Raw genomic sequence first — 22,199 nt, forward strand, 5'->3', positions numbered from 1 at the left:
GAGGGATTAGCCGCGCTTAAGCCTGCATTCGATGCTAACGGGACGGTGACCGCTGGGACATCCTCGCCCCTTACTGACGGCGCGGCCGCAGTGCTCGTTACGACGCAGGACTATGCCCGCAAGCATGATCTACCGATTCTCGCGCGGATCAAGGCGGTCGCGATTTCAGGGTGCGCACCGGAGGTCATGGGCCTAGGGCCGATTCTCTCCAGCCGCAAGGCGATGCAACGCGCCGGGATTTCCGTTGGCGATCTGGACGTTGTGGAGCTGAACGAAGCCTTCGCTTCACAGGCTCTAGCCTGTATCAGGGATTTGGGCCTCGATCCGGCGCGGACCAACATCGATGGCGGCGCGATCGCCATCGGCCATCCGCTTGGCGCCACCGGCGCGCGCCTTGTCGGCAAGGCGGCCTCGCTGTTGAAGCGAGAGGGCGGCAAGTATGCGCTGGCCACTCAATGCATCGGCGGCGGTCAAGGTATCGCAACGGTGCTGGAGGCGGTGGAATGAGTGAGCCCGCAATCAGGAAAGTCTGCGTGATCGGCGCCGGGACAATGGGCGCCGGCATCGCCGCGCAGGTCGCCAATGCGGGCGTGTCGGTGCTGCTGCTGGATATCGTTCCTCCCGATGGCGCGAACCGCAATGCCGTGGCGGAAGGGGCGGTGGCGCGCATGCTCAGGGCCGATCCCGCACCTTTCATGAGCAAGGCGGCGGCAAAGTTGGTGGAGACCGGCAATATTGAGGATGATCTTGGCAAGGTTGCCCAATGTGATTGGGTGATTGAGGCAGTGGTGGAGCGGCTCGAGATCAAGCAAGATCTCTATGCGAAGTTGGAGATGGTCAAGCGGCCGGGCACGGCGGTGTCCTCCAACACATCGACGATCCCGCTGGCGAAACTCGTGGACGGCCGTTCGGACGCGTTTAGCCGTGATTTTCTGATTACGCACTTCTTCAACCCGCCGCGCTATATGCGGCTTCTGGAAATTGTCACCGGTCCCGAAACCGATGCGGGTCTGGCCGCTCGGGTCGAAAAGTTCGCAGACGTGGCGCTGGGCAAGGCGGTGGTCCATGCCAAGGACACACCAGGGTTCATCGCCAACCGTATCGGCGCTTACTGGCTCCAGGCGGGTCTTAACGCCGCATTCGACATGAGGCTGAGCATCGAATTGGCCGATGCCATCGTCGGCCCGCCGATGGGAGTGCCCAAGACCGGCATCTTCGGGCTTCTCGACCTCGTTGGCCTTGACCTGGTGCCGCATTTGCAGGCCAGCTTGACGTCGATGCTGCCTCATGACGATCCTTATCATGCGGTTGCGCGTTCGATCCCGCTGATCGGAAAGATGATCGTGGACGGCTATACCGGCCGAAAGGGCAAGGGCGGCTTCTATCGTCTGAACCCGGAGGCGGGGCGCCGAAAGGAGGCCATCGATCTGGCGACGGGCGAATACCGCCCGACGATCAAGCCGTCCGGCCTCAAGGGGGCGGTCGCCAAGGGCGATCTCAAGGCGCTGGTCGAAACGAAGGGCGTCGTCGGCGATTATGCCTGGGCCGTGCTCGGCGAAACCCTGGCTTACGCGGCCGGGCTGGTGCCTTCGGCGGCGGCGGACCTGTTGGCGATCGATAACGCAGTGAAGCTTGGCTACAATTGGAAGGCCGGGCCCTTCGAACTGATCGACAAGCTTGGCGCGAAATACCTTGCCGAGCGTCTGGAAGCCGAGGGCAAGCCTGTGCCCGACTTGCTTAAGCTTGCCGGGGAACGCACTTTTTATCGTATCGAGAACGGCAAGCGCCAGTTTCTCGGCATAAACGGGGCATATCATGACATAACGCGGGCCGAAGGGGTGTTAAGCCTCGCCGATATCAAGCTCTCTTCCAAACCGCTGCTTAAGAATGGGTCCGCCGCGCTCTGGGACGTGGACGACGGTGTCGTCTGCCTTGAATTTACGGGCAAGATGAACGCGCTTGACGGTGATGTGATGAAGCTGATCGTGCAGGCGATTCCGCTGATATTAGCGGAATACAAGGCGCTGGTGATTTATAACGACGCCGATGGCTTTTCTGCCGGAGCCAACATCGGCCTTGCGCTTTTCGGTGTGAACATTGCCGCGTGGAGTGAGATCGAAAAGCTCCTGGCGGGTGGGCAAATGGCTTACAAGGGCCTCAAATATGCGCCGTTCCCGGTCGTTGGAGCACCCGCCGGGCTGGCCGTGGGCGGCGGCTGCGAAATCCTGCTCCATTGCGATGCGATCCAGGCCCATGCCGAGCTTTATACCGGCCTGGTCGAGTGCGGCCTCGGCTTGATTCCCGGATGGGGCGGCAACGGCGAAATGCTCGACCGCGCCCGACAGGCGAAAATGATGCCCAAGGGCCCGATGCCGGCGGTTGCCAAGGTGTTCGAGACCGTTTCCACTGCCACTGTTTCCAAGTCCGCCGCCGAAGCGAAGGAGCTGTTGTTCCTGCGCCCGGAGGATGGGATCACGATGAACCGTGATCGCCTGCTCCATGATGCCAAGCAGAAAGCGCTTGCCCTGTTCGATGGGTATCACCCCCCCGATGCGCCGGAGTACCGCTTGCCGGGCGAAAGCGGCCGGACGGCATTGAACATGGCCGCCGAAGGTTTCCGTAAGCGGGGGCTCGCGACTGAATATGACATGGTCGTCTCCGATGCCCTGGCGACTGTGCTGACCGGAGGCGGGGCGGACCTTCTCGACATCGTTACCGAACAGGAACTGCTCAAGCTGGAACGCGAGACTTTCCTGCAGCTGGTGCGCGAACCACGCTCGATCGCGCGGGTGGAGCACATGTTGGAGACAGGCAAGCCGCTGCGGAACTAGACCGCAACGAAGAACGGCGTCCATATTCGATAACCTTCCTCACGGAGGAGCCGATCGAAGCCCACGCCGCGAGGAGGTGAGAATGCAAATCTACGAAGCGCCCTTGCGAGACATGAAGTTCGTGCTGCATGAGCTTCACGCCGATGACGGCTTTGGCGATCTCGAACCGCTGGCGGAGTTCACGCCCGACTTGATCGACGCGGTGCTGGAGGAAGCAGCGAAGGTCGCGCAGGAAGTCCTTCTGCCGCTGAATCGCAGCGGCGACATTGAAGGCTGTACGCTGGAAAACGGCGTAGTGCGCACGCCCAAAGGCTTCAAAGAAGCCTACGACACCTTCCGCGAAGGCGGTTGGTGCGCGCTTGCCGCTGACCCGGAATGGGGCGGACAGGGTTTGCCAGAATCGGTTAATAAGATGACCGAGGAGATGATCTGCTCGGCCAATCTTTCGTTCAGCCTTTACCCCGGCCTCACACACGGCGGAACCACCGCGCTGAAGTGCCATGCCACAGACGAGTTGAAGCAGTTCTATCTGCCCCGGATGGTCTCGGGGCGATGGTCGGGAACGATGTGTCTTACCGAACCGCATTGCGGTACGGACTTGGGCATGCTGAGAACCAAGGCCGTGCCTCAGGATGATGGCAGCTACAAGCTTTCCGGCGCCAAGATCTTCATCTCCGCGGGCGAACACGACCTGACTGAGAACATCGTTCACCTCGCTCTCGCGCGGCTTCCCGATGCGCCGGAAGGCGTAAAAGGGATCAGCCTGTTCCTGGTGCCCAAGTATTTGCCCAAGGATGATGGTACGCCGGGTCCGTCGAACGGCATTTCGGTCGCGGCCATTGAGCACAAGATGGGTCTGAGGGCTTCGGCCACGTGCCAGCTCAATTTCGACGAGTCGACCGGTTGGCTGATCGGCGAAGCGAACCGCGGCCTTGAGGCCATGTTCACCATGATGAACACTGAGCGCGTCTCGGTCGGCATTCAGGGTCTTGGCGTGGGCGAAGCGGCCTATCAGTCGGCAGTGTGGTACGCCAGGCAGCGCCTGCAGGGCCGTTCGCTTTCCGGCGTGAAGAACCCCGGCGGCCCGGCTGACCCGATTATTGTTCACCCGGACGTACGCCGTATGCTGATGACCATGCGCGCTTATAACGAGGGTTGCCGCGCGATTTCTGGATGGATCAGCCGCGCGCTCGATGCGGAAAAGCACGCTACCGATCCCGAACTGAAGCAGCGCGCCGCAGACTTCGTCGCGCTGATGACGCCTGTGGTGAAGGCGCTGTTCACTGATCTTGGTTTCGAGACCGCGAGCCTTGCTATGCAGGTTTACGGCGGGCACGGCTACATCGCCGAAAGCGGGGTGGAGCAGTACGCGCGCGACGCGCGCATTGCGATGATCTATGAAGGCACGAACGGCATCCAGGCGCTTGATCTGGTCGGCCGCAAGCTGCCGGCGCACATGGGCCGCTATCTGCGTTCGTTCTTCCATCCGGTTTCGCAGTTCGTCGAAGCGAACAAGGGGAATGAGGCGATGGCGCCGATGATCGAAACGCTGGAAAAGGCTTTCGGCGCGCTTCAGCTCTCCACTGCCACTCTCGCGCAGAAAGGCATGGCTGACCCGGAAGAAGGCGCTGCGGCGGCGACTGAATACTTGCGACTGACCGGGCTGGTCGCCATGGCTTATTGCTTCGCCAAGGCCGCCCTGATCGCGCGGACCCGACTGGCCGACAGCGGCGATGAGGCGGTATTCTACAAGGCCAAGCTTGCCACAGCGCAGTTCTTCTTCGACCGAATCTTGCCTCAGGCGACCGCCATGTTCCTAGCGATCAAGGCGGGGAAGGCATCGATGATGGCGCTGGAGGTCGACGCTTTCTGACGACGAGGTCGCCACGTCACCTTCATGCCCGGCGAAGCCGGGCCGCGCTGATCGACCTTTCTGGGACTGAGCAAGCTCGGGTCTTCAACCCGATGGCGCATCGGCACGTTCCCGGCTATGGGCGCCCGATGATCCGCCTGACTGACCTTGCCCTTCCTTTGGACCACACGCCCGCCGATCTGGAACGGGCTGCATGCGACAGGCTCGGCATTGCTATCGGGGACCTCGCGCGCATTACGGTGGCGCGGCGCGGCAATGACGCGCGGCGCAAGAGCGCGATCAAGCTGGTCTATTCGCTTGACGTGGAAGTGCGGGACGAGGCGGATGTGCTGGCGCGCTTCGCAGGTGATCCGCACGTGCGCCCAACACCTGACACGGCGTACAAGTTCGTTACGCGTGCGCCGGAAAGCTATGACGGTCCCCGTCCAGTGGTGATCGGTGCCGGACCGTGCGGCCTGCTCGCCGCGCTGGTCCTGGCGCAGATGGGCTTCAGGCCGATCATTATCGAACGCGGCAAGGCGGTGCGTGAACGGACCAAGGATACCTGGGGCCTCTGGCGCCGCTCCGTGCTTGACCCGGAAAGCAATGTGCAGTTCGGAGAGGGTGGGGCAGGCACCTTTTCGGATGGCAAGCTCTATAGCCGCATAAAGGACCCGCGGCATCTCGGCCGCAAGGTGCTGACCGAGTTCGTCAAGGCCGGCGCGCCCGACGATATCCTGACGGAAGCGCACCCGCACATTGGAACGTTCCGTCTCGTCACCATGGTGATGAGCATTCGTGAGACGATCGAGAAGCTGGGCGGCGAATACCGCTTTCAGACGAGGGTGGAGGATTTCGAGATCGAAACCGGCGAGGACGGCGTCCGCCGCCTCATGGGGCTCCATCTTTCCACGGGAGAGTTCCTGCCGGCTAGCCATGTCATCATGGCGGTTGGCCACTCGGCGCGGGACACATTTCAGGTGCTGTATGATCGGGGGGTCTACATAGAGGCGAAGCCCTTCGCGGTAGGGGTGCGGATCGAGCATCCGCAAAGCTGGATCGACAAGGCGCGCTATGGCCCCAGCGCGGGCAACCGGCTTCTGGGTGCGGCCGCCTATTCGATCTCGCACAAGTGCAGCAATGGCCGTGTCGTCTATTCCTTTTGCATGTGTCCCGGCGGACGGGTGGTCGCCGCCGCCAGCGAGGAAGGCCGCGTCGTTACGAACGGCATGAGCCAGTATTCGCGTGCCGAGTTCAACGCCAATTCGGGCCTGGTCGTCGATATTACTCCTGAACGCGATTATCCCGGCCATCCGCTTGCCGGCATCGCCTTTCAACGTAAATTTGAAGAACTGGCCTTCCGGGCAGGCGGATCGAATTACCGGGCTCCAGGGCAGAAAGTGGACGATTTCCTGGCAAGGCGTCCGTCCAGCAAGTTGGGCGTGGTGACTCCCAGCTACCAGCCGGGCGTGCACCTTACTGACCTCAAAGACTGTCTTCCGGATTTCGTGATCGAAGCCATTCGCGAAGCGTTGCCCGTGTTTGGCCGGCAAGTGCCGGGCTACGATCATCCTGACGCGGTGATGACCGGCGTGGAAACGCGCACCTCCTCTCCTGTGCGGATCACGCGCGGAAGGGACTTCCAGAGCCTTAACACGCCCGGCCTCTATCCGGCGGGTGAAGGCGCGGGCTATGCAGGTGGTATTCTCTCGGCGGCAGTGGACGGGATACGCGTGGCCGAGGCGCTGGCGCTGGAACTGGCTCAGCCGCGGTAGAGCGCCGGGTAAGCCTTTCTGAAAGCCGCGATCTTCGGCTTGTCATAGCGGTTGGTATAACCGTTGTCGGGGTTTCGTCGCATGAAATCCTGGTGATAGCTTTCAGCCGGATAGAAGCTGCCGTTTTCCAGCTTCGTGGCGACCGGGCGGTCAAACACCTTCGCCCTTCCAATCTCGGCGATATAGGCGGCGGCGATCTGGCGCTGACCTGCGTTCTGCGGAAAGATAGCGGACCGATAGCTGGGGCCGACGTCCGGGTACTGTTGATTGACCTGCGTGGGGTCGTGCGCGACCGAGAAATAGATCTTGAGCAGCGTGCCGTAGCTGACCTTTGCCGGGTCATAGACGATCCGCACTGCCTCCGCATGGCCAGTCATTTCGGTCGAGACCTTGGCGTAAGTGGCGGTGGCCTGGGTTCCGCCGGCATAGCCGGAAGTGACGGACTTTACGCCTTTGACGTGTTCGAACAGTCCTTCCATCCCCCAAAAGCAGCCGCCCGCCAGAACCGCGACTTGATCGCCCGCCGGCGCGGCCCTTTCAGGCGGCGGCGAGGGAAAATGTGCGGGAACTTCGGGCATTCGGCCGGAAATGGCGGTCCCGCTGGCTGCAAGCGTAATGATGCCAAGCGCAACAAATAGGGGAAGCGGGCGAATGAACATGGCGAACACTCCGTTCCCCGATCCTAGACCGCTTGCCTGGCGGAGTCACGGGGATCGCTAAGCGGCCCTGGTTGTCTCGCGCACGACGAGGCGCGGCGGCATGATGAGGGTTTCCGTATGCTCGCCTTCGATGCGCGGCTTGAGTCGTTCGACCATGGCTTTCGCTCCGGATGCAATTTCCTGCCGGACGGTGCTGAGCGGCGGTGCTGTCAATGTGGCCAGCGGCAGGTCGTCGAAACCCACGACCTGCACATCCTCCGGCACCCGCCGGCCCCGCTCATGAAGGCATTGCAGGACGTTCATGGCGATCACGTCCGATGCGGCGATGATGCCGTCAACCCCGGGTTCGCATTGTTCCGCCGCGGCCTTGATCTGCCGTCGCATCGCCTCTCGGGCCGGATTGATGGGAATGTGGAGCAAGGGGACCCCGGCCTCCGCCGCAGCCATGGCCGCGCCCTTGTGCCGCTTGCCGATTTCCAGGCTCAAGCTTTCGCCCAGGAAGGCCAACTTGCGAGCGCCACCGGCGATCAGGTGCTCGGCCGCGATACGACCGCCGGCAATGTTGTCCGTGCCAACGGAGCAATGTCTCTGCTCCGCGCGATGGGCGCCCCACGCAACCATTGGCCGGTAATGCGCGGAAACCGCCTCTATCACTTCGAACTGGTCCGACTGGCCGATCAGCAGTACGCCGTCGACCATGCCGGAGCCGGTTATGCGCTCCAACCAATCGGGCGTTCCATCGGGAATCGCGCGGTTGAGCATGACGTCATAGCCATTCTCCGTCAGCTCATCGGCAAGATGGCCAAGCAGCGTGAGAAAGAAAGGGTCAGAGATATGCTGGCGCACCGCATGACCCAGCGGCACCACCACTCCGATCACGCCGGTCCGTCGCGAACGCAGTCTGCTGGCCATCTGATTCGGCCGGAAGCCATGATGACGGGCAAGGGCCTGGATACGTTCGCGCGTTTCGATATTGACGAGCGACTTGCCGGCCAAAGCCCGCGAAACAGTGCCGGGAGAAACGCCGGCGAGATTGGCCAGATCGGCAAGCGTGCGCACTTCGGCGGACGCCTCGGAACCAGCCTGCGTCGTTGCCTTCATTGTTCCTGCCATCCCTGTTGCATTGCGGAAAACCTAACAGCTTGAAACAGAAAGCGAAAGTTTCTTATGCGGCCGATTGCCCAAGGGAATGGAAGCGCAGACGGTGGGCAAAGCGTACACCGAATAAACTGATACAGCGCATCGCAACACCTGTGGCGGTCGATCGTTGGAATGCCTTAGCGGCCGATTTCGGCCAAGGACATCAGCATGAGCGGGAATTTCGGCGGCATCGAATTGGGTGGAACCAAGACCGTGGTTGTGCTCGGCCATCCGGGCGACATTCGGGAACGGCTGGAGTTTCCTACCACCACGCCTGACGAGACGCTGTCTCACGCACTGGACATAATTCAGCGATGGCATGAACGCGTGCGGTTGGATGCAGTTGGCGTGGCCAGTTTTGGCCCCCTTCGCCTTGACCACAGCGCCGCTGACTTTTCGGCCGTGCTGCAGACGCCCAAGCCCGGCTGGACGGGCACCCGTATCTTACCGCGGATGGCCGAAACGCTCGACTTGCCGATTGCGGTAGACACGGATGTCGCCGCCGCCGCCCTCGCGGAGCATAAGTTCGGTGCCGCGCAGGGATGTTCCGTAATGGTCTACTTGACGATCGGCACTGGGCTTGGCGGCGGCATATTGATCCACGGCGTGCCGGTTCACGGGGCGCTTCATCCCGAAATCGGCCATGTACGCCTGCGAAGGGCAGTGGGAGATATCTTTGCCGGCGGCTGCCCGTTCCATGGCGATTGCGCGGAAGGTTTGCTGGGCGGTCCCGCGCTGGCCCTGCGGTTTGGGGCGCATCCGTCGCACTTTGGCGCCGGCGACCCGGTGTGGGACCCCGTCGCACATGACTTGGCCGAACTGCTTGGCATGCTCATCCTGACGCTTTCGCCGCAGCGCATCGTTGTCGGCGGGGGTGTCGCCAACAAACAACCGCATCTCCTGCTCGGGGCCGTTTCCCGGATTCCCGAAATAATACGCGGCTACGTCCCGGACTGCACGAAAGAGGAATTGGAACGTAGAATCGTGCCTGCCGCGCTGGGCGATGACGCCGGACCAACGGGAGCACTGATCCTGGCTGAGTATATGGGGATTACGTCAGGTTGAAAGAATATTGCTGTCGTGAAAAATCGCGTTACACAATAACGCGGCAAGCATTCACGTATAACCGGTGTTTTTCCTCGTCCGGCAGGGCGGATTCGTTCATCTTCCATGGCTTAGAGTGACAGCGGCGATGCCCGAAAAGATCACGGAGACTGCAATGAACGCAGGCGAATTGGCTGCCCCCCGAAGGACACAACGTGTCGGCAACAAAGCCGACCGCAAATCAGGAGATCTGCTGCGCTTGGCCATTGCGGAGCGTATCCGCGACTCTTTGCTGCCCGGCGAGCAAGCAGAGGGGAGCTGGATCGACGATGCCGCGGATTTCCTGTTGTCCGCCGCCTTGGTGCGTTCCGAGGGGGAGCCTGTGATGCGGGTAGCCTCGGCCAGTGAGGAGCGCCGTCTTCTGCGCATCGCGCTCGTCAATGATGACATGCCGTTTCTCGTCGACTCGGTGGCCGCTGCGATTGCTGAGGCGGGGCTGGTGATTGACCGGCTGGCACATCCGGTGTTCCCGGTCGTGCGAGACGCGGAGGGCCGTCTGACTGCGGTTCCCGAGGAAGCGGGGTCGGCGCGCACGCGGGAATCGATGATCTATATCGAAACGGCCCGTGTCGATGCACGTCAGCGGCGCGAACTTCTCCGCGGTCTGGAGAACACGCTGGCCGATGTGCGCAGCGCCGTAGCCGATTGGCCGCGCATGGTCGAAATTATGCGCGGTGATGCGGATACCGTCGCTGATGAGGAGGGTGCCGTTCTGCTGCGCTGGTTCGCGGATGGCATGCTGACGCAGCTCGGACATGTGACTTGCAGGCGTGACGGCAGCCGGTCGCAACGGCTGGGAGTGTGCCGCCGGGGCGCCAGGGAGATTCTTTCCGAAGCCAGCTATGATCGCGCTTTCGCGGCGTTCGATGCGGAATTGGCCGCGGGGCAGGTTTACGCGCCCATGGTCATCAAGGCGAACCAGGTCGCCACGGTTCATCGTCGTGTGCCGCTGGACCTCTTCCTGGTCCCGGTGATCGAGCGGGGGACGGTTGCGGCGCTTTCGGTGCACGCCGGAATCTGGACCAGCGCAGCGCTGGCGGCTCCGCCGGACCGCGTGCCCAGGCTGCGTCGGCTGCTGGCGGGTCTGGCCGGCAAGCTTGGGCTTGACCCTGTGGGTCATACGGGCAAGGCGCTGGTCCATGCCCTGACCAGCTTGCCGCATGACCTTATCCTGGGCATGAGCAGTGAAGACGTGGAGCGGCTGGCCATGACCATGACCGGCCTTGTCGACCGTCCTAGACCGCGCCTCCTGATCGCGCGGGCCCCGCTCATGCGCCACCTTTTCGCTTTTGTGTGGATGCCGCGCGACATGGTCTCCACTCAAATGCGCAAGCGCATTCAGGGCATGATCGAGGAAGCTGCGCAGGCGCCCTCGCTTGATTGGAGTTTGACGGTGGAGGCCGGCAATCTGGCCATGTTACGCTTTACCGTAGATATCCGGGAAGGCGTGCATGAGCCGGACGAGGAAGAGCTTGACCGGCGCATGCAGATCATCCTGCGCGGCTGGGGAGAGGCGGTCGAGGCTGCGCTGGCGCAATCGCTCGAGCCGGCACGCGCGGCCGCGGTTGCGGGCCGCTATGCCGAGGCTTTCCCGCTCGCTTATCGCAGCGATTACGGCCCGGCTGAGGCTGCGATAGATATCGGTCATTTGCGCAAGATCGTGGTCGGAGAGGCGGCTGATGCCGCGTCGGGCCGGCTGCATCGCGATGTCCGGCTCTATGCGCGCGAAAGCGACGAGCCGGGGCGCTTGCGTCTGAAGATCTACGAGGCGCATGGCAGTCTGCCGCTGTCTGACGCCGTGCCGGCGCTGGAAAACTTCGGGTTCCGCGTACTGGCCGAGTTTCCGACGCAGCTTGACGAGGGACGACTGGGAACAATTCACGATTTCACGCTCGCGCTGCCTGTAGGACGCGATGCTAAAGATCTCTTGCGTCTGGCGCCGATGATCGAGGACGCCTTGTGCGAGGTGCTGAACGGCAGGAGCGAAAACGATGCGTTCAATTGCCTCGTTCCCGGCATCGGCCTGTCCAAGCGTGAGGTTAACTGGCTGCGGGCCTGGTATCGCTATCTGCGCCAGGCCAGCATGCATTACGGCATTCCCACGGTCGTTGATGCGCTTCAAGGTGCGCCGAGCGTTACACTGGCGCTGATCGAGCTTTTTCGCGCCCTTCATGATCCCGCATTCTTGGCCGATCGCGCGGAAGCCCGGTTGCGGGCGGAAGAAACGATCCGGAGCGGCCTTACCGCCGTCACCGCGATCAACGACGATCGTTTATTGCGCGCTCATCGCGATCTTGTCCTGGCGATGTTGCGGACTAACGCTTTCGTCGCGGCGGGCGAGATTGCGCTGGCTTTCAAGTTCGATTCCGCGCTGGTGCCGGGTCTGCCCAAGCCGGTGCCGTGGCGCGAGATATTCGTTTATTCGCGCCGGGTTGAAGGCATTCATCTGCGCGCCGGCCCGATCGCACGTGGCGGCTTGCGCTGGTCTGACCGCCGCGATGATTACCGCACCGAGATACTTGGCCTGATGAAGGCGCAGCGCGTCAAGAATGCGGTGATCGTGCCGACTGGCGCCAAGGGGGGCTTTTATCCCAAGCAGCTTCCCGACCCAGCACATGATCGCGCCGGCTGGGCCGCCGAAGGGCAGGCGGCTTACGAAGTCTTCGTCGATACGCTGCTTTCAGTGACGGATAACATCGTCGGAGAAAAAGTGGTGCATCCCGCCGAGGTGGTCGTGCTTGACGGCGAAGACCCTTATTTCGTCGTTGCGGCGGACAAGGGCACGGCAAAGTTCTCGGACGTCGCCAACGCCATTGCAGGAAGACATGACTTCTGGCTTGACGATGCTTTCGCCAGTGGCGGCTCGAACGGCTATGACCACAAGGCCATGGGTATCACCGCGAAGGGAGCCTGGCTTTCCGTCCAACGCCACTTCCTCGAATTGGGCGTTGACGTTCAGGCCGAGCCGGTCCGCGTGGTGGGCTGCGGCGACATGTCGGGCGATGTGTTCGGCAATGGCATGTTGCTCTCGCAAGCGATCAAGCTGGTCGCCGCCTTCGATCACCGGCACATTTTCCTCGATCCCGATCCTGACCCGGCCCTTAGCTGGGCCGAGCGCAAGCGCCTGTTCGCGTTGCCGATCTCCAGTTGGGACGATTACGACAAGGCGCTGATTTCAAAAGGAGGCGGCGTGTTTCCACGCAGCCTCAAGTCGATTCCCCTGACGCCGCAGGTTCGCGAGGTTTTAGGAATCGAGGGCAGCGAGATGGACCCGGATTCGCTGATTTCCGCCGTTCTTGCGGCACCGGTTGATTTCTTGTGGTTCGGTGGCATTGGCACTTATGTGAAGGCGTCGGGCGAGAATAACGCCACCGTTGGCGATCCCGTCAATGACGCGTTGCGCATCAGCGCCAATGAAGTCCGAGCAAAAGTGATCGGCGAGGGCGCCAACCTGGGCGTTACGCAGGCGGGTCGCATCGAATTTGCACTACTGGGTCGCGGTGGCTTGGGCGGCCGCATCAATACGGACTTCATTGACAATTCGGCCGGGGTCGATTGTTCGGACAACGAGGTCAATATCAAGATCGCGCTCGCCGCCGCTCGCCGCGCAGGCAAGCTCTCGGAAAAGAAGCGCGTCGGATTGCTGCGCGAGATGACCGACGAAGTCGCCGGCTTGGTGCTGGAGGACAATCGGCTCCAGGCCCTTGCCCTCTCGATCGCGGAGCGGGGCGGCGCGGCGGCCATGCCTTCGCATATCCGCCTGATCGAAACGATGGAGGAAGGCGGCCACCTCGATCGCCGGACGGAAGGGCTGATTGACAATGAAACGCTGGCCCGCCGCGCGCAGGACGGCCGGGGGCTGACCCGTCCCGAACTGGCGGTTCTGCTATCGAGCGGCAAGCTGCTCTTGCAGGAGGCGATCGAGCGCAGCGAGCTTGCCACCGATCCGAGCCTTGCCGGGCTGCTCCTCTCCGTGTTCCCCCGGCCTATGCGGGAAAAGTTTCCGCGTTTCATCGCCAGCCACCGCCTGGCTGGGGAGATCGTTGCGACTAAGCTCGCTAACCGTATCGTCAACCGGCTGGGCATTGTTCACCCGTTTGAGCTAGCCGAAGAGGAGGGCGCCGATCTGGCCCATGTCGCCGGCGCTTTCGCTTTGGCGGAGCAGCTCTTCGGGCTCGACGCCCTGTGGGGGCAGTTGGAAACCGTGCCGATGCCCGAGACAGCGCGCGTCACGCTGTTCGATCGGGTGGCGATCGCCGTGCGCGGACACATGGCGGACTTGCTGCGCGCTGGGGCGGGGCAAGTCCCCTCGTCGATGTTGGCAGCGCGCCTCCAAGCTGGAATCGCAGCGCTTTCGACTGATACTATCGACCTTTTGGGTGAACGGACGCTGGCTTACTCACTCAGTTTTCGAGCGAGTCTGCGAGAATTGGGCACGCCCGAAACGGTGGTGGCGGACGTGGCGAATCTGTTCGATCTCGATGGCGCGGTGGGCATCGCCGATCTTTCCGCTGATACGGGTATCGCCCCGCGTGAAATGGTCGCCGCATTCACGCGGATCGGTGCCGGTCTTGGCTTGGATTGGGCGCAAGCCAGTGCCGCGACCATGTCTCCCATCGATCCGTGGGAACGGCTTCTGGTGGCGGGTCTGGCGCGCGATTTCCAGCAGATGCGCCTCGATTTTTTGAAACGCCTCGCCCGCACCAAGCTGGGCAGGAAAGACCCGCTCGCCGCCGCGGAAGACTGGGGCCGTCAGCACATGGCGGCAATCGCTGCCTTTCGCACGATGGTCCGCCGGGCCGAACACGCGATGTCGATCACGCCCGCCATGCTCGCGCAGATTGCCAGTCAGGCGAGAAACCTGCTGGGGCGGTAGACCATCTGCTCCACCAGCGCTTCAGGAAGGTAGACGGGACGCCCTGAGCGTCAAAGGCGCAAACCGGCGATCTCGTCCAGCCCCGCCATGAGGTTGAGGTTCTGCACCGCAGCCCCGCTTGCCCCTTTGCCGAGATTGTCCAGAGTGGCGATCAGTCGCGCCTGGCTGCCGTCCTTCGCGGCGAATATCCGCAAGGTTAGCGTATCGACCGGCGGCGTTGCGGCGCGAAGCAACATTTCGTCAGGCTCGTCCGCCGCGACTTTCACGACCGGGCTGCCGGCATAGAAATCAGTCAGCGCGGCGCGCAATACCTCGGGCGATCCGGCCTTTGGCATGGCGCCAAGATGCAGCGGCACTTCCACCACCATGCCGCGATGCGCCGGGATCACGGCCGGTGCGAAAAGCGGCGCCAGCGAAAGGCCGGCGTGAATCTGCATCTCGGGCACATGCTTGTGATTGAGCGCAAGAGCGTAAGTGCGAAAGGCGATGTCGCGTTCGGCCTCGAAACGCGCGATCAATGCCTTGCCGCCGCCTGAATAGCCGGAAACGGCGTGGCAGACATAAGGCCAGTCCGCCGGCAGCAGCCCGGCGCGTACCAATGGCGCCACAAGGCCGATGAAGCCCGTGGGATAGCACCCCGGATTGCTGACGAAACGGGCTGTCGCCACCGCTTCGCGACCGATCACCTCGGGAAAGCCGTAAGTCCAGTCTGCCGCCACGCGATGCGCGGAAGAAGCGTCGATCACCCGCGTACGGTCATTGCGGATCATGCCCACCGCGGCCTTGGCGGCATCGTCAGGTAGACACAGGATCACGAAATCAGCGTCGTTCATCGCCTGGGCGCGGGCGTCGTCGTCCTTGCGCCGTTCTTCTTCGAGCACGATGAGGTCGAACTCGGGCCGGTCCGCCAGCCTTTCGCCGATCTCCAGGCCGGTGGTGCCGGCGGCGCCGTCGATGAAAATGCTTGCGCTCATTTCGTCACCGCTTCGAGTTGCTCGAGCGCGACATAGCCGACCCGTCCGTCCTCGCCCAATTGGCCCCAGGCCCAGGGTCCGGCGATATCGAGCACATTGAAGATCACATCCTGGGGCAGACCCATGATAATTTCTGCATCGCTTCGGCCGGCGGCGCGCAGAACCGCGCCGGACTTGATCGCATGCGGCATCGGTACGGCGTAATGAGGTACGAAATACCGGCCGGCGAGCTTGATATGCGCCAGGTCGCCGCGCACAGGAAGACAGCCCGGATCCGCCGTCACGCTCGGCCCGGTCATGGCAAGCATGCCGTCAAGCCGTGGCGAACGGGTATAGGAATCATCGGCGGCCAACGTGGTCACGTCTCCAAAGGCAAAGATGGGCGCGCTTAGCTGGGTCATGTCCGATAGGCAAGGTAGTGTGCGGAAGAGAAGATTGCGCGCCTAATCGACATTGCCTTCCGGGTCGGGGCCCAGGGCGGTCCAGCATATCAGGACAACGGCGGTGATGCCGGTCACCAGTGCAAGGGCCAGGCCATAGTTATTGCCATGGCTTTCGGCAATTCCTGCCTGGATCACGGCATTGCGCGAAGCGATCAGGTTGCCGAGTTGATAGACGAAACCGGGAAACATCGCCCGGACGGCCGAGGGCGAAAGCTCGTTGAGATAAGCGGGCACCATGGCCCAGGCGCCCTGCACCGCAACCTGTATGAAAAAGGCCCCCGCCGCGAGGAGCAGGAACCCGTCCCCAAAGGCGTAAAGCGGCAGCACCGGCAGCGCCAGCGCGCTGGCAAGCATGATCGCCTTGCGCCTTCCGAGGGCTTGCGACAGCGGCCCGAAGATCAGCGCGCCCATCAATGCGCCCAAATTGAGGATGATCGTCAGCGTGCCGACCGTGTGCGTATCGAAGCCGTGCTGTTTCTGCAGGAAAGTGGGATAAAGGTCCTGGGTGCCGTGGCTGAAGAAGTTGAAGGCGGTCATCAGCACGACAAGATAAAGGGCCAGCTTCCAGTGCCGTGCAAGCGCCGTCCCGGCATGTTCCCGGGGTCGATCTCGCCGCGCGAGGAACGCTGGGCTTTCTTCCACATGGCTGCGGATCACGAAGACCAGCGCTGCCGGCAGCAGGCCAATGAAGAACATGCCTCGCCAGCCCAGCGCGTCGAAGAAAAGATAATAGACCACGCTCGCCAGAAGGTAGCCGGAGGGATAGCCCGATTGCAGCAGGCCAGAGACGGCCCCGCGCAACCGTGCCGGGATCGATTCCATCACCAGGCTGGCGCCGAGCCCCCACTCGCCGCCCATGGTGAACCCGAACAGCATGCGGATGACAAGCAACTGAGAGAGGGAGCCTGCCAGCCCCGACAGCGCCGAGAACAGGGAAAACGAAACGATCACCAGCATCAGCACGGGCCGCCGTCCAAAGCGGTCTCCCAGCCAGCCGAACACCAGCGCTCCCGCCGGCCGTGCCGCCAGCGTGAGGAACAGCGCTTCCGAAACGGAGCTGATCTCGGCGCCGAAAGTCCCCGCGATCGCCTTGAGCATGAAGACCAGCAGGAAGAAGTCGAAAGCGTCGAGTGTCCAGCCGAGATAAGCGGCCCAGATCGCCATCTTCTGTGAACGGGAGAGGTCTGCGGTGCCGCCGGGAATGATCCAGTCGGCGATGCGGGCGCGGCGTTCAGCCATAACGTCCTTTCAGCATATGCCACGCTGCGCGCAGTCCTAGCGCATCGCCCCCCTTGGGACGGCCGGGCTTTGCGTTGGGACGCCAGGCAAAAGTGTCGAGGTGGACCCAGTCCACCCCCTTGGGCACAAACTTGTCCAGAAACAGAGCGGCCGTGCTCGCTCCGGCAAAGCCGCTGGAACCCGCGTTGTTAATGTCCGCCACGTCGGATTTCAGGTATTCCCGGTAGCCTTCGTGCAGTGGCAGGCGCCAGCAGGGATCGTCGTGCGTCTTGCCCGCGGCCAGCATGGCGTCCGCTGTGGCGTCCTCGCGAGCGAACAGGGCAGGCAGGTCCGGCCCGACCGCGACGCGCGCCGCGCCCGTCAGAGTGGCGAAGTCGATGACCAGCTCCGGCTGGTTCTCTCCGGCGCGCGCGAGCGCGTCGCCCAGGACGAGACGGCCTTCCGCGTCAGTATTGCCGATTTCGACGGAGATCCCAGCGCGGCTTTTCAGCACGTCGCCGGGGCGAAAGCTGTTGCCCGCCACCGCGTTCTCCACCGCCGGCACCAAGACATGCAGCCGCACCGGTAGATTGGCGTTCATTATGAGCCGGGCGAGGGCCAGCGCATGCGCGGCGCCGCCCATGTCCTTCTTCATCAGCAGCATGCTGGAGCCGGGCTTGATGTCGAGCCCGCCCGAATCGAAGCATACGCCTTTACCGACGATCGCGATCCTGGGGTGCTTCGGATCGCCCCATTCCAGCTCGATCATGCGGGGCGCATGACTGCGCGCGGCGGCGCGGCCGACCGCATGGACCATCGGAAACTCCCGCTCCAGCAGATCTCCGCGAGTCACCTTTATTTCGGCCCGGAATGCCTTGTGCAGGCTCTCCGCCTCGGTTTCCAGCTGAGCGGGCCCCATATCCTCGGCCGGGGTATTGACGAGATCGCGCACCAGCATGACCGCCTCCGCTTCCGCCGTCAGCGCGCCGATCGCCTTCGGTTCGCCTGTGAGCAGCACACGCGGGCCTTCCTCGTCCGGATCCGAAAGATAGCGATCGAAACGGTATTGACCGGTGATCCATCCGAACGCTGCCGGCCCCGGCCCACCGCCCTCGCGCCGATAGGTGCCGGCTGGCAGTTTCTCGGCCAGCTTGGCCATGCACCAGCTGGATAGCGCGCCAGTGTCCGCGACGCCTGCCGCCACGGCCCAACCTTCTCCATCCGGGATGATTGCGTATTCGTTCTTCTCAGCTTCGAACTTGTGCGCTTGAAGCGCAGCGCGTTGGGCGGGTGTCCGATCCTTGAGAAAGGCTTCCAGCCCTTCCTTGTCGACAAGGTGAATGGAAATCGCCTTCTGGCCGCGATCGGGCTGGATCAATGCGTTCTTGTCGCTCATGCCCTGTTTCTCTAGCCTCGCCCCGAGCTTGAGCGCGAGAGGAAAATTGATGCGGCAGGGCGGATGGGCGGCGATAGTCCTGTTTCTGGCCGGCGGTTGTCAGGGCGGAGGGAGCGATGCGGCGCGGAGCGATGCCACCCGCACCCCGGCAGCAGAGCTTGCGGTTTCCGACACCGGCGCCCCGGAAACCGAGGACGCGCCCAGTGAAGCGGCGTCCCAGGCGGCGGTGGGAACCGGGCGCTCGGTAGAGGCGTCCAACGATCTTTACGAGTTTGCATATTCCTATCCCGATGCGGCCGGCGCCCTCACCGGACTGAGAGACATGCTTGATGCCCGCTTGGCCAGCGAACGCACGCAGCTTGCATCTTCTGCCCGTGATGACCGGAAAGAGGCGAAGAGCGGCGGCTTCCCTTATCTCTCACATAGCTTCTCCGCGAAATGGGCGGTCGTGGCCGATCTGCCGGGCTGGCTTTCGCTTTCGGCCGATGTCTACACGTTTTCCGGCGGCGCGCATGGCATGAGCAATTTCGATTCGCTGCTGTGGGATCGCCGCACGAACACCGCCCGCAAGCCGCGCGATCTTTTCACCAGCGCCAATGCTTTGCGCGATGCGCTTCAGAAACCGTTCTGCGATGCGTTGGACAAAGAGCGCGCGAAACGGCGGGGAGAGCCGGTGCAGCGCGATAGCGGGCAAATGTTTACCGAATGCATCGATCCCCTGGCGCAGACGTTGATCCTGGGTTCTGCGAATCATCAAACCTTCGACCGCATCGGCATCCTGGTCGCCCCATACGAGGCGGGCCCTTACGCGGAAGGCAGTTACGAGGTGACCCTGCCGGTGACGGGCAAGGTCATGGCGGCGCTGAGGCCCCAATACCGCGCGAGTTTTTCAGCGGGACACTGATCTCGCAATTTACTCTCAGTAACGCTATCTAGGCCCGATGAACGAATACCAGATCGTGGAACACGGAAGCGAAACCGTCCTGCGCGACGGCACCATCAAGCTGCACGGCCCCGAAGCATTCGAAGGCATGCGCAAGGCGGGGCGGCTTGCCGCCGAGATTCTCGATGAGATCGCGCCGATGGTGCAGCCCGGCGTTACCACCGCCGCCATTGACAATAAAGTGCGCGAACTGACTCTGGCCGGCGGCGCAGTGCCGGCGACGCTGGGCTATCGCGGTTATGCCCATTCGTCATGCATCTCGATCAATCATGTCGTATGCCACGGCATCCCTTCGGAAAAGACGCTCAAGGATGGGGACATCGTCAATATCGACGTGACTCCGCTGCTTGACGGCTGGCATGGCGATTCCAGCCGCATGTACCTGGTCGGCGATGTGCCCCTGAAGGCGCGGCGGCTGGTCGATGTGACATACGAATGCCTGATGATCGGCATTGAGCAGGCGAAGCCGGGCAATCGCATCGGCGATATCGGCGCGGCGATCCAGGCTTATGCTGAAGGTAATCGCTACGGCGTGGTGCGCGAATTTTGCGGCCACGGTCTGGGCCGCCTGTTCCATGACGCGCCGGAAGTGGTCCATGCCGGTCGTGCCGGCACTGGCCCCATGCTGAAGCCCGGCATGTTCTTCACGATTGAACCGATGGTGAACCTAGGCAAGCCGGGGGTGAAGCTGTTGAGCGACGGCTGGACCGCCGTTACGCGCGACAAATCGCTTTCAGCGCAGTTTGAACACTCGATCGGCATTACCGAGGATGGCTGCGAGATCTTCACGCTCAGCCCCAAGGGCCTGCACAAACCGCCTTATTGAAGGTGGGGCACGTTTACCCGCACTGCCCTTATCCGCACTGCCCCCTGTGCAGCAGTTTGTGATCGGCCAGCACCAGCGCCATCATCGCTTCCACCACGGGCACGCCGCGAATGCCGACGCAGGGATCATGGCGGCCCTTGGTGAATAGCTCGGTGGCCTCGCCACCTCGCGTGATGGTGGGCTGAGGGGTCAGGATCGAACTGGTGGGCTTGAACGCCACGCGCACCACTACCGGCTGGCCTGTGGAAATGCCGCCAGCAATGCCGCCGGCGTGATTGGCGTCGAAAACAGGGCCGTTATCGCCCGGCCGCATCGGATCGGCGTTCTGCTCGCCAGTCAGCCGCGCTGCGGCGAAACCGTCGCCGATTTCGACCCCTTTGACGGCGTTGATGCTCATCATCGCGCTGGCCAGATCAGCGTCAAGCTTGCCGTACAGCGGCGCGCCCCACCCCGCGGGAACGCCTGTCGCCACGCATTCGACCACGGCGCCGACGGAAGAGCCGGCCTTGCGCGCCTGGTCCACGATCTTTTCCCAACGCCGGGCTGCTGCTGGATCCGGGCAGAAGAAAGGATTGTTGGCGATCTCGGCCGGATCGAATTTCGCTCGGTCAATTGCATCGCCGCCGATCTCGGAGACATAGCCCAGGATCGACACTTCCGGGATCACCATCCGCGCCACCGCGCCCGCCGCCACCCGGCTGGCCGTTTCGCGCGCCGATGAGCGGCCGCCGCCGCGATAGTCGCGGAAACCATACTTGGCGTCATAAGCGTAGTCGGCGTGACCGGGGCGATAAGCCAGCGCCACGTCCGAATAGTCCTTTGATCGTTGATCGATGTTCTCGATCATCAGGCTGATCGGGGTGCCGGTCGTTCGGCCTTCGAACACGCCGGAAAGGATGCGGACCTGGTCCGGTTCCTGCCGCTGGGTGGTGAATTTCGACTGGCCGGGCCGCCGCGCGTCGAGGAACGGTTGGATCGCGCTTTCATCGATGGCCAGGCCCGGCGGGCAGCCGTCGACCACGGAGCCGATCGCCGGTCCGTGGCTTTCGCCCCAGGTGGTGAAACGGAAAAGGCGGCCGAAGCTGTTCACGCTCATGAATTGGCGCTTTGTCCCCAAGCGAGCGGTTTGTCCAGTCGCAGCGATCCGCCCCAGGCTTGTCGAAGCCCGATTTGCACGCCATTGCAGGGTCCATGTACGTCAACGTATTCCGCAGCCGCAAACGTCCTGACTTGGACGCGGCAGCTTATCAGACCGACGCCGCGCGCATGGTGGAACTCGCCCGCGCACAACCGGGCTTCCTATCGCACAAGACCTTCGCCGCCGAAGATGGCGAGACGGTCACCATCTCCGAATGGGAAACCGCCGATCACGCTCGAGCCTGGCGTCACCAGGCCGAACATCTTGCCATGCAAGGGCGCGGGCGGACGGATTACTATGAGAGCTATGTCACCTATTCGTGCGACCAACCCGAGGTGCGTCGGTTTTCCAAGGAGACCTGAGTGACGATCGCGTTTTACGGCATTCCCAACTGTGAGCAATTGGGTAGAATTGTAGACTGGGATTTTTTGCGTCTAATATACTGATTATATTTGATAAATTAAGGATTTCAAGTCGATGGCCGTCACGCTTTATGGAATTCCGAACTGTGACACCGTGAAAAAGGCAAGGACGTGGCTGGATGCCCATCAGATCGCCTGCGCATTCCATGACTACAAGAAGCACGGCGCCGATGCGGCGCAGGTCGCCCGCTGGGTGCAGCAGGCGGGGCTTGAGAAGGTGCTGAACAAGGCCGGGACCACGTTCAGGAAGCTGGACGAGGCGCAGAAAGCGGACCTGACCGTGGACAAGGCAGTGGCGCTGATGGTGGCGCAGCCTTCGCTGATTAAGCGGCCGATTGTCGAGTATCCCCGTGGCCTACTGATCGGCTTTATCGAACCCGAATGGGTCGCCATGCTTGCACCAGAATAGGAGAGGGCTGTTCGCTCTGAGCGCGCCCACTGATGCCCTGCGCGGGGCCGTAAGGGTACTCCAGAGATGGAGTGCGTCCGAGTGCTGCCGGGCGCAACAAGGGCCTTACAGGGGCGAATTTTTAGAGGCTAAAGATTTTGGCCTCTGGCGTTGACGCCGGGCCCTCATGGCGTTTGATCGCAAAGCCTCACTG

The 22,199-nt window shown here is 62.7% G+C and carries 17 protein-coding genes; 10 read left to right on the forward strand and 7 right to left on the reverse strand.

All coding sequences use genetic code 11. The features are described from left to right. From V7D69_RS06835 to V7D69_RS06850, 4 genes are all read left to right on the forward strand, one after another. Nucleotides 1-507 (forward strand): thiolase family protein (locus tag V7D69_RS06835; protein ID WP_333605404.1); only part of this gene is annotated, 507 nt, incomplete at its 5' end. After that, on the forward strand, nucleotides 504-2,831 hold the full coding sequence (locus tag V7D69_RS06840; protein ID WP_333605405.1) for a 3-hydroxyacyl-CoA dehydrogenase/enoyl-CoA hydratase family protein: 2,328 nt from the start codon (nucleotides 504-506) through the stop codon (nucleotides 2,829-2,831). The genes V7D69_RS06835 and V7D69_RS06840, both read left to right, overlap by 4 nt. An 82-nt stretch (nucleotides 2,832-2,913) precedes the next feature. Further along, nucleotides 2,914-4,704, forward strand: coding sequence for an acyl-CoA dehydrogenase C-terminal domain-containing protein (locus tag V7D69_RS06845; RefSeq protein WP_324063069.1), 1,791 nt, complete (start codon nucleotides 2,914-2,916; stop codon nucleotides 4,702-4,704). 128 nt (nucleotides 4,705-4,832) lie between these two features. Next, a complete protein-coding gene (locus V7D69_RS06850; protein WP_333605420.1) occupies nucleotides 4,833-6,458 on the forward strand; it encodes an NAD(P)/FAD-dependent oxidoreductase in 1,626 nt (541 codons plus the stop codon). On the opposite strand, the gene msrA is transcribed toward V7D69_RS06850, so the two are convergent. Then, a complete protein-coding gene (msrA, locus tag V7D69_RS06855) occupies nucleotides 6,446-7,117 on the reverse strand; it encodes a peptide-methionine (S)-S-oxide reductase MsrA (protein WP_333605406.1) in 672 nt (223 codons plus the stop codon). The two genes, V7D69_RS06850 and msrA, sit on opposite strands and share 13 nt — an antisense overlap. 57 nt (nucleotides 7,118-7,174) lie before the next feature. Further along, on the reverse strand, nucleotides 7,175-8,218 hold the full coding sequence (locus V7D69_RS06860; protein ID WP_324063065.1) for a LacI family DNA-binding transcriptional regulator: 1,044 nt from the start codon (nucleotides 8,216-8,218) through the stop codon (nucleotides 7,175-7,177). 207 nt (nucleotides 8,219-8,425) lie between these two features. On the opposite strand from V7D69_RS06860, the gene V7D69_RS06865 reads away from it, so the two are divergent. Then, nucleotides 8,426-9,322: an ROK family protein gene (locus V7D69_RS06865; RefSeq protein WP_324063063.1), complete on the forward strand. Its 897-nt coding sequence runs from the start codon at nucleotides 8,426-8,428 to the stop codon at nucleotides 9,320-9,322. 154 nt (nucleotides 9,323-9,476) lie between these two features. Continuing rightward, nucleotides 9,477-14,237, forward strand: coding sequence for an NAD-glutamate dehydrogenase domain-containing protein (locus V7D69_RS06870; protein ID WP_333605407.1), 4,761 nt, complete (start codon nucleotides 9,477-9,479; stop codon nucleotides 14,235-14,237). Nucleotides 14,238-14,287: 50 nt separating this feature from the next. On the opposite strand, the gene argC is transcribed toward V7D69_RS06870, so the two are convergent. Genes argC through V7D69_RS06890 form a run of 4 tightly spaced genes read right to left on the reverse strand, consistent with a single transcriptional unit; the run spans nucleotide 14,288 to nucleotide 18,268 of the window. Beyond that, nucleotides 14,288-15,211 carry an N-acetyl-gamma-glutamyl-phosphate reductase gene (gene argC, locus V7D69_RS06875; protein ID WP_324063059.1) on the reverse strand — a complete coding sequence of 308 codons (924 nt, stop codon included), beginning with the start codon at nucleotides 15,209-15,211 and terminating at the stop codon, nucleotides 14,288-14,290. After that, entirely contained in the window at nucleotides 15,208-15,612 is a 405-nt protein-coding gene (locus V7D69_RS06880; RefSeq protein ID WP_324063057.1) for an SH3 domain-containing protein, read from the reverse strand. The genes argC and V7D69_RS06880 overlap by 4 nt, the downstream gene beginning before the upstream one ends. A gap of 42 nt (nucleotides 15,613-15,654) precedes the next feature. Beyond that, a complete protein-coding gene (locus V7D69_RS06885; RefSeq protein ID WP_324063055.1) occupies nucleotides 15,655-16,893 on the reverse strand; it encodes an MFS transporter in 1,239 nt (412 codons plus the stop codon). Then, nucleotides 16,886-18,268: a leucyl aminopeptidase family protein gene (locus V7D69_RS06890; protein ID WP_324063053.1), complete on the reverse strand. Its 1,383-nt coding sequence runs from the start codon at nucleotides 18,266-18,268 to the stop codon at nucleotides 16,886-16,888. The genes V7D69_RS06885 and V7D69_RS06890 overlap by 8 nt, the downstream gene beginning before the upstream one ends. A 49-nt stretch (nucleotides 18,269-18,317) precedes the next feature. Here V7D69_RS06890 and V7D69_RS06895 point away from each other — a divergent pair, with 49 nt between their 5' ends. Together V7D69_RS06895 and map are read left to right on the forward strand one after the other, a co-directional pair. After that, nucleotides 18,318-19,172 carry a DUF4163 domain-containing protein gene (locus V7D69_RS06895; protein ID WP_324063051.1) on the forward strand — a complete coding sequence of 285 codons (855 nt, stop codon included), beginning with the start codon at nucleotides 18,318-18,320 and terminating at the stop codon, nucleotides 19,170-19,172. Between the two features lie 37 nt (nucleotides 19,173-19,209). Next, nucleotides 19,210-20,037: a type I methionyl aminopeptidase gene (gene map / locus V7D69_RS06900; protein ID WP_324063049.1), complete on the forward strand. Its 828-nt coding sequence runs from the start codon at nucleotides 19,210-19,212 to the stop codon at nucleotides 20,035-20,037. A 28-nt stretch (nucleotides 20,038-20,065) separates the two neighbouring features. On the opposite strand, the gene aroC is transcribed toward map, so the two are convergent. Further along, nucleotides 20,066-21,133: a chorismate synthase gene (gene aroC / locus V7D69_RS06905; RefSeq protein ID WP_333605408.1), complete on the reverse strand. Its 1,068-nt coding sequence runs from the start codon at nucleotides 21,131-21,133 to the stop codon at nucleotides 20,066-20,068. Between the two features lie 95 nt (nucleotides 21,134-21,228). Here aroC and V7D69_RS06910 point away from each other — a divergent pair, with 95 nt between their 5' ends. Both V7D69_RS06910 and V7D69_RS06915 read left to right on the forward strand, forming a co-directional pair. After that, nucleotides 21,229-21,537: an antibiotic biosynthesis monooxygenase family protein gene (locus V7D69_RS06910; protein WP_324063001.1), complete on the forward strand. Its 309-nt coding sequence runs from the start codon at nucleotides 21,229-21,231 to the stop codon at nucleotides 21,535-21,537. 115 nt (nucleotides 21,538-21,652) lie between these two features. Next, the gene (locus V7D69_RS06915) at nucleotides 21,653-22,006 is read left to right on the forward strand and encodes an arsenate reductase (RefSeq protein ID WP_324063003.1); all 354 of its coding nucleotides are present in this window, start codon (nucleotides 21,653-21,655) and stop codon (nucleotides 22,004-22,006) included. Nucleotides 22,007-22,199: the final 193 nt, after the last annotated feature.

The organism is Novosphingobium sp. (genome assembly GCF_036733805.1).
Lineage (GTDB): Bacteria > Pseudomonadota > Alphaproteobacteria > Sphingomonadales > Sphingomonadaceae > Novosphingobium.